Annotated in this window: 12 protein-coding genes; 8 read left to right on the plus strand and 4 right to left on the minus strand. The window is 74.0% G+C overall.

All coding sequences use genetic code 11. The features are described 5' to 3' along the window. Window positions 1-131: 131 nt before the first annotated feature. From DEI93_RS05725 to DEI93_RS05735, 3 genes are all read left to right on the plus strand, one after another. On the plus strand, window positions 132-2,669 hold the full coding sequence (locus DEI93_RS05725; protein ID WP_111008558.1) for a carboxylate--amine ligase/circularly permuted type 2 ATP-grasp protein: 2,538 nt from the start codon (window positions 132-134) through the stop codon (window positions 2,667-2,669). A gap of 1 nt (window position 2,670) precedes the next feature. Continuing rightward, window positions 2,671-2,859 carry a hypothetical protein gene (locus tag DEI93_RS05730; protein WP_111008559.1) on the plus strand — a complete coding sequence of 63 codons (189 nt, stop codon included), beginning with the start codon at window positions 2,671-2,673 and terminating at the stop codon, window positions 2,857-2,859. A gap of 112 nt (window positions 2,860-2,971) precedes the next feature. Then, on the plus strand, window positions 2,972-3,955 hold the full coding sequence (locus tag DEI93_RS05735) for an XdhC family protein (RefSeq protein ID WP_258368386.1): 984 nt from the start codon (window positions 2,972-2,974) through the stop codon (window positions 3,953-3,955). An 11-nt stretch (window positions 3,956-3,966) separates the two neighbouring features. Here DEI93_RS05735 and DEI93_RS05740 read toward each other — a convergent pair whose 3' ends face one another. The 3 genes from DEI93_RS05740 to DEI93_RS05750 are packed head-to-tail and all read right to left on the minus strand — an operon-like array spanning window position 3,967 to window position 7,708. Continuing rightward, window positions 3,967-6,060: a xanthine dehydrogenase family protein molybdopterin-binding subunit gene (locus DEI93_RS05740; RefSeq protein WP_111008560.1), complete on the minus strand. Its 2,094-nt coding sequence runs from the start codon at window positions 6,058-6,060 to the stop codon at window positions 3,967-3,969. Continuing rightward, window positions 6,057-7,097, minus strand: a complete 1,041-nt coding sequence (locus DEI93_RS05745; RefSeq protein ID WP_111008561.1) for an FAD binding domain-containing protein — start codon at window positions 7,095-7,097, stop codon at window positions 6,057-6,059. Before DEI93_RS05745 ends, DEI93_RS05740 begins: the two co-directional genes overlap by 4 nt. Continuing rightward, window positions 7,094-7,708 (minus strand): 2Fe-2S iron-sulfur cluster-binding protein, encoded by a 615-nt coding sequence (locus tag DEI93_RS05750; RefSeq protein WP_111119445.1) that lies wholly within the window; start codon window positions 7,706-7,708, stop codon window positions 7,094-7,096. The genes DEI93_RS05745 and DEI93_RS05750 overlap by 4 nt, the downstream gene beginning before the upstream one ends. A gap of 92 nt (window positions 7,709-7,800) precedes the next feature. Between DEI93_RS05750 and DEI93_RS05755 the strand changes: the two genes are divergently transcribed. The 3 genes from DEI93_RS05755 to DEI93_RS05765 all read left to right on the plus strand — a co-directional run bounded on the left by DEI93_RS05755 (window position 7,801) and on the right by DEI93_RS05765 (window position 10,150). After that, window positions 7,801-8,937 carry an acyl-CoA dehydrogenase family protein gene (locus DEI93_RS05755; protein ID WP_111119444.1) on the plus strand — a complete coding sequence of 379 codons (1,137 nt, stop codon included), beginning with the start codon at window positions 7,801-7,803 and terminating at the stop codon, window positions 8,935-8,937. A gap of 143 nt (window positions 8,938-9,080) precedes the next feature. Beyond that, entirely contained in the window at window positions 9,081-9,509 is a 429-nt protein-coding gene (locus tag DEI93_RS05760) for a hypothetical protein (RefSeq protein WP_111012686.1), read from the plus strand. A 128-nt stretch (window positions 9,510-9,637) separates the two neighbouring features. Then, window positions 9,638-10,150, plus strand: coding sequence for a DUF427 domain-containing protein (locus tag DEI93_RS05765; protein WP_181436002.1), 513 nt, complete (start codon window positions 9,638-9,640; stop codon window positions 10,148-10,150). Between the two features lie 10 nt (window positions 10,151-10,160). Here the strand turns inward: DEI93_RS05765 and DEI93_RS05770 are convergent, their stop codons facing one another. Beyond that, on the minus strand, window positions 10,161-10,769 hold the full coding sequence (locus tag DEI93_RS05770; protein ID WP_146244367.1) for a hypothetical protein: 609 nt from the start codon (window positions 10,767-10,769) through the stop codon (window positions 10,161-10,163). Window positions 10,770-11,157: 388 nt separating this feature from the next. On the opposite strand from DEI93_RS05770, the gene DEI93_RS05775 reads away from it, so the two are divergent. Continuing rightward, on the plus strand, window positions 11,158-12,096 hold the full coding sequence (locus DEI93_RS05775; RefSeq protein ID WP_111119442.1) for an ADP-ribosylglycohydrolase family protein: 939 nt from the start codon (window positions 11,158-11,160) through the stop codon (window positions 12,094-12,096). A gap of 293 nt (window positions 12,097-12,389) precedes the next feature. Next, a complete protein-coding gene (locus DEI93_RS05780; RefSeq protein WP_181436001.1) occupies window positions 12,390-15,200 on the plus strand; it encodes an AMP-binding protein in 2,811 nt (936 codons plus the stop codon). The last annotated feature ends 7 nt before the right edge of the window (window positions 15,201-15,207 follow it).

Genomic DNA, 15,207 nt, shown 5'->3' on the forward strand with positions numbered 1-15,207 from the left:
ACGGCCACGAGCGCGCATCCTGCCGCCGCGGATCGGGTGCCACGGGTGCTCCGCGGCGGCCCGGGATCGGGGAAACACCGCCGACACGGCCCGGACACCCCGCCGACACGCCGCCCGCGTAGCGTGCAGGGATGAGTGCAGAGCTGACGCTGGGCGCCGAGGAAGAGCTCCACCTCATCGACCTGCGGACAGGGCGGTTGTCCGCCAAGGCCCCCCAGCTCCTCCCGGGCCTGCCGCCCGACCGGTACGGCGCCGAGCTGCAGCGGACGACGATCGAGACGAACGTGCCGGTGGTGCGGGACCTCGCGGACCTCCGGACCGAGATCGTCCGGCTCCGGACGGACCTGACGGCGGCGATCGCCCCGCACGGGCTCGCGATCGGGAGCGTCGGGACGGCGCCGCGCTCGGAGTTCGCCGACTTCGAGCTGACGTCGACCGGCCGGTACGGGCGCATGCAGGAGCAGTACCGGATGCTCGTCGACGAGCAGCTCATCTGCGGGCTGCAGATCCACGTCGGCGTGAGCGACCGCGACCTGGCGGTGCAGATCGCCCAGCGGGTCGCCCCCGCGCTGCCGGTGCTGCTCGCCCTGAGCGCGAGCAGCCCGTACTGGAACGGCCAGGACACCGGGTACGCGAGCATCCGCAGCATCATCTGGCAGCGCTGGCCCACCGCGGGTTCGTTCGGCCGGATGACGAGCGCGGCCGAGTACGACCGGATGCTGCAGGACCTCATCGCGAGCGGGGTGATCGCCGACTCCAAGATGGCGTACTTCGACGTCCGGCCGTCCTCGCACGCCCCGACGCTCGAGCTGCGGGTGTGCGACGCGACGCCGATCGTCGACGATGCCGTGCTCATCGCGGGCCTGTTCCGCGCCGCGGTCCGCCGCGCGGAGCAGGACATCGAGCGCGGTGACGAGTGGCGCCCCCGCCGGGAGCCCCTGCACCGGGCGGCGATGTGGCAGGCGGCCCGTGGCGGCCTCTCGGGCGAGCTCGTCGGGCTCGGCGAACACCCCGAGCGGCTCCCGGCCCACGTGGCGGTGCGGCAGCTCGTCGACCGCCTCCGTCCGCAGCTCGAGGAGCTCGGGGACTGGGGCATGGTCGGGGCGCTCGTCGAGGAGACGCTGGCCCGCGGCAACTCGGCGGACCGGCAGCGCACGGCGTACGCCGAGCGGGGGGAGCTCGACGACGTCGTCGACCTGGTGGTCCGCGAGTCCCGGAGCGATCCCGACGTCGGCGCCGACGAGCGCGCGGTCGCCATCCCCGGGTACCACGTGCGCGCGGGCGACGAGGCGGTCGGGCCGGGTGCCTCCCCGCGCCCGGTCTTCCGTGACCTCGCCGGGTACCTCCGTGGGTGGGACGGCGACGAGGCGCTCGCCCGGTGCGCCGCCCGCGACGCGTGGACGGAGCGGGAGCAGCTCGGGTTCGTCATCGGTGGTGCCCGTCAGCCGTTCCACTGCGACCTCGTCCCGCGCATCGTCAACCCGTACGAGTGGGGCCAGCTGCAGCGCGGGCTGACGCAACGGGCACGCGCGATCGAGGCGTTCCTCCAGGACGCGTACGGCGATCGGCGGATCGTCGCCGACGGTGTGCTGCGTGAGTCCGACGTCGTCGGCGCGGCCGGGTGGCGCGATGAGGCCACGCGGCTGCCGGCGGGCACGGTCCGGGCCGCGGTGCAGGGGTTCGACGTCGTCCGCAACGAGTTCGGCGGATGGCGGGTCCTCGAGGACAACGTCCGCTCACCGAGCGGCGTGGCGTACGCGCTCGCGGTGCGGCGGCTCATCGACGACGTCCTGCCGGACGCGCCTCGCCCGACGGGGCTCCGGGACCCGCGGAGCGTCCTGCCGCTGTTGCGCGCGACCCTGGCCGCCCCGGCACGCGCCCGCGGCGTCGCGGAGCCGACGCTCGCGGTGCTGACGAGCGGTCCGTCGAGCGAGGCCTGGTACGAGCACCACACCTTGGCGGACGAGGCGGGCATGCTGCTGCTCACCCCCGACGACGTCGCCGTCCGGGAGGCCCGGGTCGTCGAGCGATCGACCGGTCGCGTCGTCGACGCCCTTCTGATCCGCATCGACGGCGAGGTGGTCGACATGGCGAACGACGCCGACCCGGACCTCGGCGAGCACGTCCTCGCGGTCGCCGCCGCGGGGGACGTGTTCCTCGCGAACGGCCCGGGCAACGGTCTGGCCGACGACAAGTCGATGTACGTCTCGGTGCAGGACCTCATCTGGTACTACCTCGACGAGCGACCGTTGCTCGAGTCCGTGCCGACGTACCGGACGCGGGACGAGTCGGAGCGTCTCACCGTCCTCGAGCGCGTCGGCGAGCTCGTGACGAAGCCCGTCGACGGCGAGGGCGGCCGCGGTGTGCTCATCGGACCGAGCGCCACCGCGGAGGAGGTCGCCGACCGGCGGACCGCCATCGCCGCCGCTCCCGAGGCGTGGGTGGCGCAGGAGGTCGTCCAGCTGTCCTCGCACCCGACGCTCACGCCCGCCGGGCTCGAACCCCGGCACGTCGACCTCCGCGCGTTCGTGTACCTCACGGGGACCGGAGCGGACGAGGCGCGACTCGCCGACGTCGCGCTGACCCGGGTCGCGCCCGAGGGCAGCATGGTCGTCAACTCGTCCCGGGGCGGCGGAGCGAAGGACACGTGGATCGTGGGAGGGGACTGACATGTGCGGACTCGCGGGGGAGCTCCGCTCCGACGGCCGTCCCGCCGAGGTCGGCGTGCCGATGCGTGTCACTCACGCGGGACCGCATCCGGTTCGCGTCCACGCTGCCGGCGCGGACACCGACACGTCGCGACGGACGCTCGTGGCGACGATGGTCCGGTTCCTGGCCGACGTGCTCGGCGCCGGCTGACGCTGTGGCCGACCGCCGCCACCGGTGGTTGGCTGTGAGGGTCGGGTCGGGAGGCCCGGACCGCCGCACCCGGAGCGGGTGCGGCCGACACGACGACCGGGAGGACCAGCACGTGTTCGAGATCGCCGACCGGATCCTCGCCCGACTCGACGCAGGCGAGGCCGTCGCCGTCGCGACGGCCGTGGGCGTGGACGGGAGCGCGCCCCGCGGCGCCGGGACCTCGATGGCCGTCACCGTCGACGGCACCGTGATCGGGAGCATCTCCGGGGGCTGTGTCGAGGGCGCCGTCTACGAGATGTGCGAGCGGGTCCTCGCGTCCGGCGTCGCGGAACTCGAGTCCTTCGGCCACGACGACCACCCGTTCGCGGTCGGCCTGGCCTGCGGTGGACGGGTCGAGGTCCTCGCGACCCGCCTCACGCGCGACGACCTGGTCGCCGTCGACGCCCTGCGCCGAGCCGCGGCCGGGCGTCCTGCCCGCGTGACGCGGGTCCTCGAGGGTCCCCGGCTCGGAGCGATCGTGGCCCGGCCGGACGAGTGCTCGGACGTCCGGAGCGCCACCGAGCGCAACGAGCCGGCACCGCGCATGGTCGTCGTCGGCGCGGTCGAGTTCGCGGTCGCACTCACCAACGCGGCGTCGACCCTCGGCTACCGGGTGACGGTCTGCGACCCCCGCCCGGTGTTCGCGACCCCGGAACGGTTCCCCGCCGCGGCCGAGGTGGTGGTCGCCTGGCCGCCGACGTGGCTCGCGTGCGCCGGGCTGGACGCCGACACCGCGGTCGTGGTCGTGAGCCACGACGACCGGTTCGACGCCGAGGTCGTCGCGCTCGCCCTCGAGCGGGGCGCCGGGTACGTCGGGGCCATGGGATCGCGGCGCACGCACGAGCGGCGGATGCAGGAACTCGCCGGGCTGGGTGTGACGGACGTCGCACGACTGCGGTCGCCGATCGGCCTGGACCTCGGTGCGGAGACCCCGGAGGAGGTCGCCGTGTCGATCCTCGCCGAGGTGCTCGCAACGAGGAACGCCACCAGTGCGCGGCCGCTCCGGGAGCGCTCAGGGAACATCCACCCGGCGCGGGCGGCGTCCACCGCGTCCTGACCCGGTCGGCGTCAGGCCCGCGAGGGCAGCGCCCCGACGAGCTTGTCCGGCTGCACGGGCAGCGAGCGGATGCGGACACCGGTCGCGTGCCACACGGCGTTGGTGACGGCGGCTGCGGCCCCGACGATCCCGATCTCGCCGATCCCCTTGCCGCCCATCGGCGCGAGGTGGTCGTCGCGTTCGTCGAGCCACTCGACGTGCAGGTCCTCGACGTCGGCGTTCGCCGCCACGTGGTAGGTCGCCAGGTCGTGGTTGCCGTAGTCCCCGAGCACGGGATCGAGCAGGCCGTGCTCGTGCAGGGCCATCGACAGGCCCATGGTCATGCCGCCGACGAACTGCGATCGAGCGGTGCGGGGGTTCATGATCCGTCCCGCCGCGAACACCCCGACCATGCGGGGGACCACGACCTCACCCGAGTCCAGGTCGACCCGCGCCTCGACGAACTGCGCGCCGAACGCCTGACGGACGTACGGGCCCATGGCGGCGACGTCCTCGGTGGTGTCGACCACCACCTCCAGGCCCTCGGGCGGCACCGGCTGACCCTCGTCGAGCAGCGCGGTGAGGTGGCGGCACGCCTTCGTGACGGCCCACCCCCAGGACGCCGTGCCGGACGAGCCGCCCGCGACGGACGCGACGGGCAGGTCGCTGTCCGCGATGCTGATGTCGATCGCCTCGACGGGGACGTCCAGCGCGTCGGCGGCGATCTGCGCCATCACCGTGCGCGCGCCGGTGCCGATGTCCGTCGCGTTGACACCGATCGCGTAGCGTCCGCCGGGCAGCGCCGTCGCCCGGGCACCGCTCTGCTGGGCCATCGCGGGGTACGACGACGCAGCCACACCGGTGCCGACGAGCCATCGGCCTTCGCGTCGAACGCCGGGCCGTGGGTCGCGGCCGTCCCACCCGAACAGCTCGGCGCCCCGGCGCAGGCAGGCGACGAGGTTCCGGCTGCTGAAGGGCTGCCCGGACTCCGGGTCGACCTCCGGGTCGTTGCGCACGCGGAGCTCGACGGGGTCGATCCCCGCGGCGATCGCGAGTTCGTCCATCGCGGACTCGAGTGCGTACATGCCGGGGCACTCGCCCGGGGCCCGCATCCACCGCGGCGTCGGGACGTCGAGGCCTGCGAGGCGGTGCGTGACGAGCATGTTCGGAGCCCCGTACATGTGCCGGGTGACCTCGCCGGTCTGCTCCGCGAACTCCTGGATGCTCGACGTGTGCGAGTACGCCTGGTGCGACACCGCCGTCAGGTGGCCGTCGGTGTCGAGCCCGAGCCGCATGCGCGAGATCGTCGGCGTGCGGTAGCCCGCGATCGCGAACATCATCTGCCGCGTGTAGGCGATCTTGACGGGTCGACCCGTGGCCATCGTCGCCATCACGGCGAGCGGGACGTTCGGCCGTGGGGATCCCTTCGACCCGAACCCGCCGCCGACGTGTTCGGCCCGGACGCGTACGGACGAGGGGTCGAGCCCGAACAGCGAGACGATCGTCGACTGGTCGGGGCTCGTGCCCTGCGACGCGTCGACCACGTCCAACCGGCCGTCGTGCCAGTGCGCGGTGGTCGCGTGGGGTTCCATCGGGTTGTTGAAGAGCGCGGGCGTCCGGTACGTCGCGTCGATGCTCGTGGCCGCCGTGGCGAGGGCGGCGTCGACGTCCCCCTCGCTCGAGTCGGTGGCGAACCCCGCGTTCACCTGCTCGGGCGCGTAGAGCTTCGGGTGGTCCTCGGTGAGGACGACGTCCATGCCCTCCTCGGCGTACTCGGGCACGAACCGGGCTGCCGCCTCGCGGGCGGTCTCGAGGGTCTCGGCCACGACGAGGGCGACCACCTGGCCCCGGTACGCGATCCGGTCGGACTGCAGCACGAGCAACTCGGCGTCGTCCGACTCCTGCAGGCGCGGCGCGTCCTCGTGGGTGAGCACCGTGACCACGCCGGGCATGGCGCGGACCTCGTCGGCGTTCGTGGCGACGATCCGACCCGTCACGACGGAGGCCTGCACCGGCCAGGCGTAGAGGACGTCGTCCTCCGGCCCCTGCTCGAAGGCGTACCGCGCGATGCCGGTGGTCTTCTCCCGCCCCTCGAGGCGGGCGAGGGGAGCCCCGATCGCGGTCACGCCGCGGCCGCGCCGGTGTCCGCGGCGCGACCATTCGTCGGGCCGGCGGCGTCGTCGACGCCCGTGAGTTCGGCGAGGACGCCGACGACGAGCCGCCGCAGCAGCGGGACCTTGAACGCGTTCTGGTCGGTCGGGGTCGCGGCGGCCAGCTCGGCGTCGGCAGCCGCGGCGAACGCCGACAGGGTCACGGGGCCGCCCCGCAACGCGTCCTCGGCGGCGGAGGCGCGCCACGGCTTGTGCGACGCGGCACCGAACGCGATCCGGACGTCGCGGACGACGTCGCCGTCGACGTCGATCGCGGCCGCGACGGAGGCGAGTGCGAAGGCGTAGGACCGGCGGTCGCGGGCCTTGCGGTACGTCGAGTGGGCGGCGAACGGCAGCGCGGGGATCGTCACGGCGGTGATGACCGCGCCGACCGGCAGGTTCGTGTCACGCTCCGGCTCGTCGCCGGGGAGCCGGTAGAAGTCGCCGATCCGGAGCGAGGACGGCCCCTCCGTGGTCGTGAAGTGCACGGTCGCGTCGAGTGCGGTGAGCGCCACGGCCATGTCGCCGGGGTGCGTCGCGATGCACGAGTGGGACGTGCCGAGCACGGCGAGTTCGCGCGACAGGCCCTCGATCGCCGGACAGCCGGTCCCGGGCTCCCGCTTGTTGCACGGCTTGCTCACGTCGTTGAAGTACACGCACCGGGTCCGCTGGAGGAGGTTGCCGGCGGTGGTCGCCCGGTTCCGGAGCTGTCCGGACGCCCCGGCGAGGAGTGCGCGGCTCAACACCGGGAAGCGCGTACGGACGGCCGGATGCGCGGCGAGGTCGGCGTTGAGCACGCCCGCGCCGATGGTGAGCGAGCCGTCGGGCTCCTCCACGACGTCCGTCAGACCGAGGTGGGACACGTCGACCAGGCGATCGGGCCGCTCGACGCCGAGCTTCATGAGGTCGACCAGGTTCGTGCCGCCGGCGAGGGGCTTGGCCGTCGGCTCCGCCGCGAGTCGCCGGACCGCGTCGTCGACGTCCGTCGCGCGCTCGTACTCGAACGTCTTCATCGTGCAGCCCCTGTCGTCTCGTCACGCCGCTGCGTGCCGTCGGTGTCGTCGGTCTCGGTGTGCACGTGGACCGCGTCGGCGGCGTCGGCGTCGTGGACCGCGGCCACGATGTTGACGTACGCACCGCAGCGGCAGATGTTGCCGCTCATCCGTTCCCTGATCTCGGCGTCATCGAGGACGATCTCGTCGGCCGCGAGGTCGGTGGTGACGTGGCTCGGCATCCCCGCACGAGCCTCGCGGAGCGCGCCGATGGTCGAGCAGATCTGGCCCGGCGTGCAGTACCCGCACTGGTACGCGTCGCGCTCGAGGAAGGCCACCTGCACCGGATGGAGATCGTCACCGTCCGCGAGTCCCTCGATCGTCGTCACGGCGCTGCCCTCCGCCGCGACCGCGAGCACGAGACAGCTGTTCACCCGGCGGCCGTCGAGGAGCACCGTGCACGCGCCGCACTGGCCGTGGTCGCAGCCCTTCTTCGAGCCGATGAGGTCGAGCCGCTCGCGGAGCACGTCGAGCAACGACGTGCGGTTGTCCACCACCAGCGGGTGGTCCTCGCCGTTGATCCGCAGCGTCACCGCCGTCGTGGGTACTGCATCCCGCACCGAAGCGTCCATGGGTGGAACGTACCCATGGTCGGCTGGTGTGTCCGGAGGCAGGAGCGTTCCTGTGGACGGAGTACCGTCGGCTCGTCCCTGAGGAGGAGTCCATGCGCCTGACCGAGCAGCAGCGGTCGTACCTCGACGCCGTGCGTGCCGCGTGCGCCGAGCTCGTCCCGGACGAGGAGGCCCGCCGCCGCCTGTCCCGCGACGACACCGCGCTCAACGCACCCGAGGCCTTCGCGCTGTTCGCCGACCGGGGTCTGCTCGGGGTGTCGCTGCCCGTGGCCGACGGTGGCGGCGGACGGACGTTCACCGAGGAGTGCCTGCTCCTGGAGGAGACGGCGCGCGCGGGCGTGCCGCTCACGGCCTACTCGACGGCGTTGACCGCCGCGCAGAGCTACCTCAAGTGGGGCGACGCCGACCAGCGCCGGACCATCGTGACCTCGATCGTCTCCGGGCATGCCGAGTCGGTCACGTTCACCGAGCCCGAGGCGGGGTCGGACCTGGCCGCGGCGACGACCCGCGCCTCCCGGGACGGCGACGACTGGGTGCTCGACGGCCGCAAGACGTGGATCTCGTTCGCGCACCTGGCGCGCCACCTGCTCGTGCTCGCCCGGACGGACGACAGCGGTGTCCGGCACGACGGGCTGACGCTGTTCATGGTCCCCGCCGACGCCCCGGGTGTGACGGTGCGCCCGATCGAGACGATGGGCGCCCACATGGTGAACGACGTGTTCCTGTCGGGCGTGCGCGTGCCGTCGTCCGCGGTGGTGGGGACACGCGGTGAGGCGTGGCGACACATCGGCCGCGGCCTGGCGGTCGAGCGCGTCATCATCGCCGCCATGAGCGTCGGGGCGGCCCAGCGGGCGCTCGACCAGCTCATCGCGCACGTCACGACGCGCGAGCAGTTCGGGGCGCCGCTGTCGCGGAAGCAGGCGGTGCGGCACCGCATCGCCGACCTCGCGTCCGACGTCGCGGTGTGTCGCGCGTACGTGTACGAGATCGCCGACCGTGTCGACGCGGGCGAGGAGGACCGGCTCAACACCGAGGCGTCGATGGCGAAGCTGCGCGCCACCGAGACGTACAAGCACACGACGCTCGAGGCCGTGCAGCTCATGGGTGGATCCGGGTACGGCTCGGCCGCGGGCATGGAGCAGCAGCTGCGGACCGCGGTCGCCACGACGATCTACGGCGGCGCGAACGAGGTGCAGCGCGAGATCATCGGGCGCGGGCTGGGACTCTGACCCGCGTCTCCGCGGCCGGCACGGGCCGTCGACCCGGGATCGGCGCTCGTCCTCGCCGTCCACAGGGCGGGCGTCGGTCGCGCGGTCCACAGGCCCGACCGGGAGGCCCGGAGCGGCTCCGCCACAGGGCCAGGCTCGGTCCCATGACCGATCAGAACGCACTCGAAACGCTCCGTGACCGCCCCGTCCACACCGACGCGGACGTGCTCGCCCTCGTCCGGGCGTTGCTCCTGCCCGTCGTCCGCCGACAGTGCTGGCTGTTGTTCCTGGGCGAGGACGCCGTGCCGGTGCAGGTGCTCGTGCCCATCGACGACCTCCCCGCCGCTCCCGAGCCCGACGGCGTGGCGCAGTTCGCGCAGGCCATGGGCGAGATCGTGCCCGACGTCGGCGCCACCCAGGTGATCGTGGCGTGGGAACGGCCTGGCTCGTCCGCACCCCGCGATCGCGACCGGGCGTGGGCCGAGGCTGTCACGGTCGCCTTCGCTCGAGCCGCGGTGCCGCTGCGCGCGCAGGTGCTCGTGTCCGACGACGGCGTGGCGCTCCTCCCGGCACTCGGCGCGGTCGCGGCATGACACCCCCGGTGGCGGAAGGCTCCCTGCGGCTGGAGGTTCCCTGCGGCTGGAGGATCCCTGCGGCTGCAGGCTGCAGGCTGCCGGGTGGCGGGAGGCGCCTCCCGGGCGGCGCGAGTAGACGGGGGCACATGGCCAGCACCCGCCCGAAGGGCCTGGTCCCGGTGGTCCCGGGACCCGGTCAGGAGTCCGTCTGGGACTACCCGCGCCCACCGCGGGTCGAGTCGACCGCCGAACACGTCGTGGTCCGGCTCGGCGGCGTCGTCGTCGCCGACACGCGGGATGCCGTCCGCGTGCTCGAGACGAGCCATCCACCCGTGTACTACCTCCCGCTGTCCGGGTTCGCCCCCGGCGCCCTCACCCCGGCGGAGGGCGTGAGCATGTGTGAGTTCAAGGGCCGGGCCGGATACCTCGACCTGCACGGGGGCGGCCGGACGGCGCCACGCGCGGCCTGGCGCTACCCGAGTCCCTGGGCCGGGTACGAGGTCCTCGCCGACCGGGTCGCCGTCTACCCGGGGGCCGTGGACGACTGCGAGGTCGACGGGGAACGGGTGGAGCCACAGCCGGGCGACTTCTACGGCGGCTGGGTGACGTCCCGCGTGGTGGGCCCGTTCAAGGGGGCCCCGGGCACGCTCGGGTGGTGACCGCCGTGGGCTACTGCGGTGCGACCTCGGGGACGTCCTCGCCGGTCAGGCGTTCGACGATCTGCACGGCGCCGGGCCAGTACCGGGCGTAGTGGTCCGGGTCGGCGTTCACCTGCACGGCATGTGCGGCCTGGGTCGGGGTCATCGTCTTCCACCCCGGGATGCTCACGAGCTTCCGGAAGAACATCGTCGCTGCCGTGTACGGGTCCATGCGCTGGGCGTACGTCCCCCACGCGCCGTTGTCCCGCTGCTGGAACAGGCCCCTGCTGTCCGGACCGGCCGCGTCCCCGTGGTCGAGGTCCACGAGCCCGGACTCGCCCATTGCCGTCATCACCCCGACGGCCTGGGTGTGCGGGCCGATGCCGAGCGACTGGGCGGCCTCGATGACGTACGCGGCGTTGACGAGGCGGTCCTGACAGTAGCCCGCGACCGGACCCCGGGGGACCACCATGCCGCCGACGGTCTTCGCGGGCACCGCGGGGCACGTGATCGCCGTCGCCGTGGTCCCGGCACCGACGAGCCCGTGCAGGGAGTTCACCGCGATGACGACGAGCACCACGATCCCGATAGCCGCCGCGACGACGCCGGCGCCGAAGACCGAGACGACCCCGACGGCCACGCGACGTCCGAACCGGCCCGGGGCATCGCTGGTGCGCCGCGGTCGTCGGCGCGCCCGGGTCGAGCGGCCCGTGGTCCGGCGACCACCGGTCGCGCCGGCGCGAGCCGTGCTGCCCTGTCCCGTGCTGCGCTGTCCCGTGCTGCGCTGGCCCGTGCTGCGCTGGCCTGTGCGGTCGAGCACGGCGTCGCGGACGGGGCTGGGCGCGGTCGGGATCACGGGGCGGGCGGACCTTCCGGGAGCGGACGCGACGGGGTTCGGTCGCGGGCGGACGGGCATGACAGTAAGTGATCCTCCCGTGCGTCACCCGAAGCGACATGCCCCCGTCCGGGGCGACGTCACGATCGACGGCGGGGCCCACGCGCCCGGTAGCGTTGCCCCGGGAGGCTCGATGGACGACGACGTGCGTGATCGCGCGCTGGGGTCGGTGCTCGCCGCCGCATGCGGTGACGCCCTCGGCGCCGGCTACGAGTTCGGACCGCCGCTCGCCCAGGACGCGCCCGTGCGCATGCGGGGTGGCGGACCCACGGGTACCGCGCCGGGGGAATGGACCGACGACACCGCGATGGGGATCCCCGTGCTCGAGGCCCTCGCGCGCGGCGATCGCCTCGACGACGCCCGGACGCTCGGACGCATCGTGGCGGAGTGGGCCGACTGGGCGCAGGACGCCCCCGACGCCGGTGTCCAGACCCGCGCGGTGTTCGCCGAGCTCGACGCCAACACCGAGGCCGCTGCCCGCGCCGCCGCACTCGCGGTGCACCAGGCGAACGGCCGGTCCGCTGGCAACGGGTCGCTCATGCGGACCGGGCCCGTCGCGCTCGCGTACCTCGGAGACGGCACGAAGCGGGGACTCGCCGCGGCGGCCCGACGGGTCTCGGAACTGACGCACCACGAGGACGACGCCGGTGACGCCTGCGTGCTCTGGACGGCCGCGATCCGCCGCGCGGTCCGGAAGGGCCACGTCGACGTCCGGACGGGGATCCCGCTCCTGCCGCGGGCACGCCGCGCCCGGTGGCTCGCGCTCCTCGATGAGGCCGAGCAGTCGAACCCGGCGGACTTCGCCGACCGGAACGGCTGGGTCGTGGCGGCGCTCCAGAGGGCCGTCTCCGCCGTCACCCGCGGCAGCGACCTCGTCGACGTCCTCGAGCGCGCGGTCCGGGGCGGGAACGACACCGACACCGTCGCGGCGATCGCGGGCAGCCTCGCCGGCGCCCGGTACGGGGCGGGCGCCCTGCCCGATGAGTGGCTCGCGGTGGTGCACGGCTGGCCCGGCAAGCGCATCGACTGGCTCCGGACCCTGACCGCGCGGGCGCTCGCGACCACGCACTGACCGGCTCCCGGGGGACTCGGTGGACCGGTTCCGGTCGTCGTCCGGTGCCCGCTGCCGGGCCCTGCGACGGTGCCGGCGCGCGGGGTACGGGTCTCGTCCGCCGATCGTCCGACCACTGCCGGAACCCCACGCGCTATGGACGAGCTGTGAGCGGCAGGGTAGGGTCGCACCACCCGAACACGACCCCCGACCCGAAACGGGAGGTTCTGCCCATGCACGACGCCCACCCAGGCGCCGCGATGGTTCCGGACCGCGCTGCCCCGACGCGCACCGGAACCGACGAGGACACCACCATGTCCGAGCGCAGAGCGACCACGCTGTCCTCGACGACCGCCGGCGGCGCGCCTCGATCGTCCGTCGGTGCCGCGCCCGACGACCGACACCCCGCCGTCGCGATCGCGCCGCCGGCCGAGTCCTCGCGGCAGGGCGAGCTCATGCCCGAGCATTCCCTGCTCGAACGCTGGGCCCGCACCGCAGCCAGGTGGCCGGACGAGATCGCGCTGTCCGACGAGCACACGACGGTGACCTACCGGCAGGCCGACGAGATCAGCCGCGCCCTCGGCGCACTCCTCGACGAGCGCCTCCGGCCGGACGACCACAGCGCGGCCGGCGTCGGCCCCGTGCCCGGTGACGGGCCGGTGCCGGTCGGGATCATGGCCAGCCAGACGAGCGGCGGCGTGCTCGGCGTCCTCGGTCTCGCGTTCGCCGGCCGGCTGCTCGTCGTCCTCGACGCCCATCTGCCAGAGGCACGGATCCGGCACGTCATCGCGCTCGCGGGCATCACCGAGATCGTCGCGGACGAGGCGCACCGCGCGCTCGCGGCGACGCTCGTGGCGGGCCCGACCGCGGTCCTCCCGCTCGACCCGATGCTCGACGAGGCCCAGTCGATCGCCGCAGCGGGCGGGCCGATCCGGGTCGTGCCCGCCGCCCTCGAGCGCGGCGGCACGGACGGCTTCAACATCGTGTTCACGTCCGGCTCGACGGGCGCGCCGAAGGGCGTCGTGACGAGCCACCGAGCCATGCTCGCGGACGTCACCGGCTACCGCGAGCGCCTCGGGCTCGCTCCCGGCGAGCGCTCCGCCGTCGTGCTGCCCGTCGGGTTCGCCGCGGGGTTCGCCATGGCGTTCGGCACGATCCACTCGGGTGCCGAGGCGCACCTGCTCGACGCGCGTGACGCCGGGGTGCTCGGACTCGTCGACCGCATCGCGGAGCGCGGCATCACCGTGTTGCAGAGCACCCCGCACCTCGCCCGGACGATCGCCGACGCGCTCGGACCCGACGACGACCGGCTCCGCGGGCTCCGGGTGTTCGCCACCGTCGGTGAGGCCGTGACGGGGACCGACGTCGCGGCGGTACGACCGCTGTTCGGCCCGACGACGTCGTTCTTCAACTTCACCGGGTCGAGCGAGACCGCGTCGCTCGCCTTCAACGAGATCGCGCCGGGCGATCCGGTGCCCGAGGGGAGCATCCCGGCGGGCGAGCCGGCGTTCGACAAGGAGATCCGGATCCTCCGCGAGGACGGCACCACCGCGGCGGTCGGCGAGACCGGCCAGTTGCTGTGCGTGTCCGACGCGGTGACCCCGGGGTACTGGGGCGCGTACGAGCAGACGGCACTCCATGCCGGGATCGCCGAGGACGGCCGGGCCACCTGGAAGCAGGGCGACCTCGCGCGGATCGACGAGGACGGCAAACTCACGCTCCTCGGTCGGGCCGACGACGCGGTCAAGGTCCGCGGGTACCTCGTCGAGCCGAGCGAGATCGAGGCCGCCATCCGCCGCATCGACACGGTCCAGGAGGCCGTGGTCACCGCGATCGTGCAACCCGGGGCATCCACGCGCCTCGTCGCCTACGTCGTCGGTCGAGCCGGGCGGCGCACGGCGTCGCCCGCTGCGATCCGACGTGCCCTGCGCGCCGAACTCCCCGCCTACATGGTGCCCGGGACGATCGTGCCGATGGTGGCGCTGCCGCGGAACGAGCGCGGCAAGGTCGACCGCGCCGAGCTCCCGCCGCCCCCGGCCGCCGGGACCGGAGACGACGCCGGTGGGGGCGACGGCGCGGTCGCCACGATGGACGAGACCACCCACGACCAGTGGGAACTCGCCGTCGGGCAGATCTGGGCCGAGGTCCTCGGGCTGCCCGCCGTCGCGCCGGAGGACGACTTCGCGTCGCTCGGCGGGGACTCCCTGGCCGCGGAGGAGATGCTCGCCGCCGTGTCCGACCGGATCGGAGTCGAGGTGCGGTCCGCCGAGATCCTCGAGCATCCGACCCTGGCGGACTTCGCGCGGCGGGTCCGTGCCGGGACCAGAGCCGTGCCGAGCCACCCCGACGTCGTCAAGCTGACGAGTGGCGGCGGCGCGCCCGTGTTCTGCTTCCCCGGTGCCGGCGCCCTCGGCCTGACGTTCGTGCCCCTGGCCCGGCACCTGGCCGACCACGACGTGTACGTGTTCCAGCAGCACGGCCTCGAACGGCGCAGCCTGCCGGACTGGAGCGTCCCCGCGGCGGCGCGTCGGTTCATCGAACTCATGCGCGTGGTCCAGCCGCACGGCCCGTACCGGCTCATCGGGCACTCGCTCGGCGGCCTGATCGCCCTCGAGATCGCGACGACCCTCGCCGAGAACGGGGAGACCGTCGAGCACGTCGTGCTCCTGGACACCTACCTGCCGCGGAGCACGGCGGAGCAGGGCGCGCTCGAGTTCGCCCGACTGCCGGAGCGCGAGCACGGGTCGCGGGTGCTCAACGCGGTGCGCCGCGGCGCGGAACAACAGCTCCGCAGGGTCCTGCCGGGTGGACTCCCGCAGGTCAAGCGGGTGTCCCGCCGGCTCCGCGCCTACACGGCGGGGGTCGTCCGGTACCAGGGGCAGGACCACTTCGACGCGTTCTTCGACCAGGCCTCGGTGATGGTCCGCCGGCACCGGGTGCGCCCGTACGACGGCAGGGTCACGTTCGTGTTCGCCGACGGCAACCCGGACGGGCCGGACTCGTGGCGCCCCTACCTGCGCGGCGAGATGCGGTTCCCCCGGCTCGCGAGCGAACACAGTTCCCTGCTCCGCGAACCCCACGTGACCGAACTCGCGGCGATGCTCCACGACGTCACGGGGATCTGACCGCACG

It is taken from the genome of Curtobacterium sp. MCBD17_035 (genome assembly GCF_003234815.2).
Classification (GTDB): Bacteria; Actinomycetota; Actinomycetes; order Actinomycetales; family Microbacteriaceae; genus Curtobacterium.

Excerpts from the sequence above, each read along its gene's own strand:
- DEI93_RS05725 (WP_111008558.1), top strand. The coding sequence starts at position 132 with ATGAGTGCAGAGCTGACGCTGGGCGCCGAGGAAGAGCTCCACCTCATC.
- DEI93_RS05730 (WP_111008559.1), top strand. The coding sequence starts at position 2,671 with ATGTGCGGACTCGCGGGGGAGCTCCGCTCCGACGGCCGTCCCGCCGAG.
- DEI93_RS05745 (WP_111008561.1), bottom strand. The coding sequence starts at position 7,097 with ATGAAGACGTTCGAGTACGAGCGCGCGACGGACGTCGACGACGCGGTC.
- DEI93_RS05750 (WP_111119445.1), bottom strand. The coding sequence starts at position 7,708 with ATGGACGCTTCGGTGCGGGATGCAGTACCCACGACGGCGGTGACGCTG.
- DEI93_RS05755 (WP_111119444.1), top strand. The coding sequence starts at position 7,801 with ATGCGCCTGACCGAGCAGCAGCGGTCGTACCTCGACGCCGTGCGTGCC.
- DEI93_RS05760 (WP_111012686.1), top strand. The coding sequence starts at position 9,081 with ATGACCGATCAGAACGCACTCGAAACGCTCCGTGACCGCCCCGTCCAC.
- DEI93_RS05765 (WP_181436002.1), top strand. The coding sequence starts at position 9,638 with ATGGCCAGCACCCGCCCGAAGGGCCTGGTCCCGGTGGTCCCGGGACCC.
- DEI93_RS05775 (WP_111119442.1), top strand. The coding sequence starts at position 11,158 with ATGGACGACGACGTGCGTGATCGCGCGCTGGGGTCGGTGCTCGCCGCC.
- DEI93_RS05780 (WP_181436001.1), top strand. The coding sequence starts at position 12,390 with ATGTCCGAGCGCAGAGCGACCACGCTGTCCTCGACGACCGCCGGCGGC.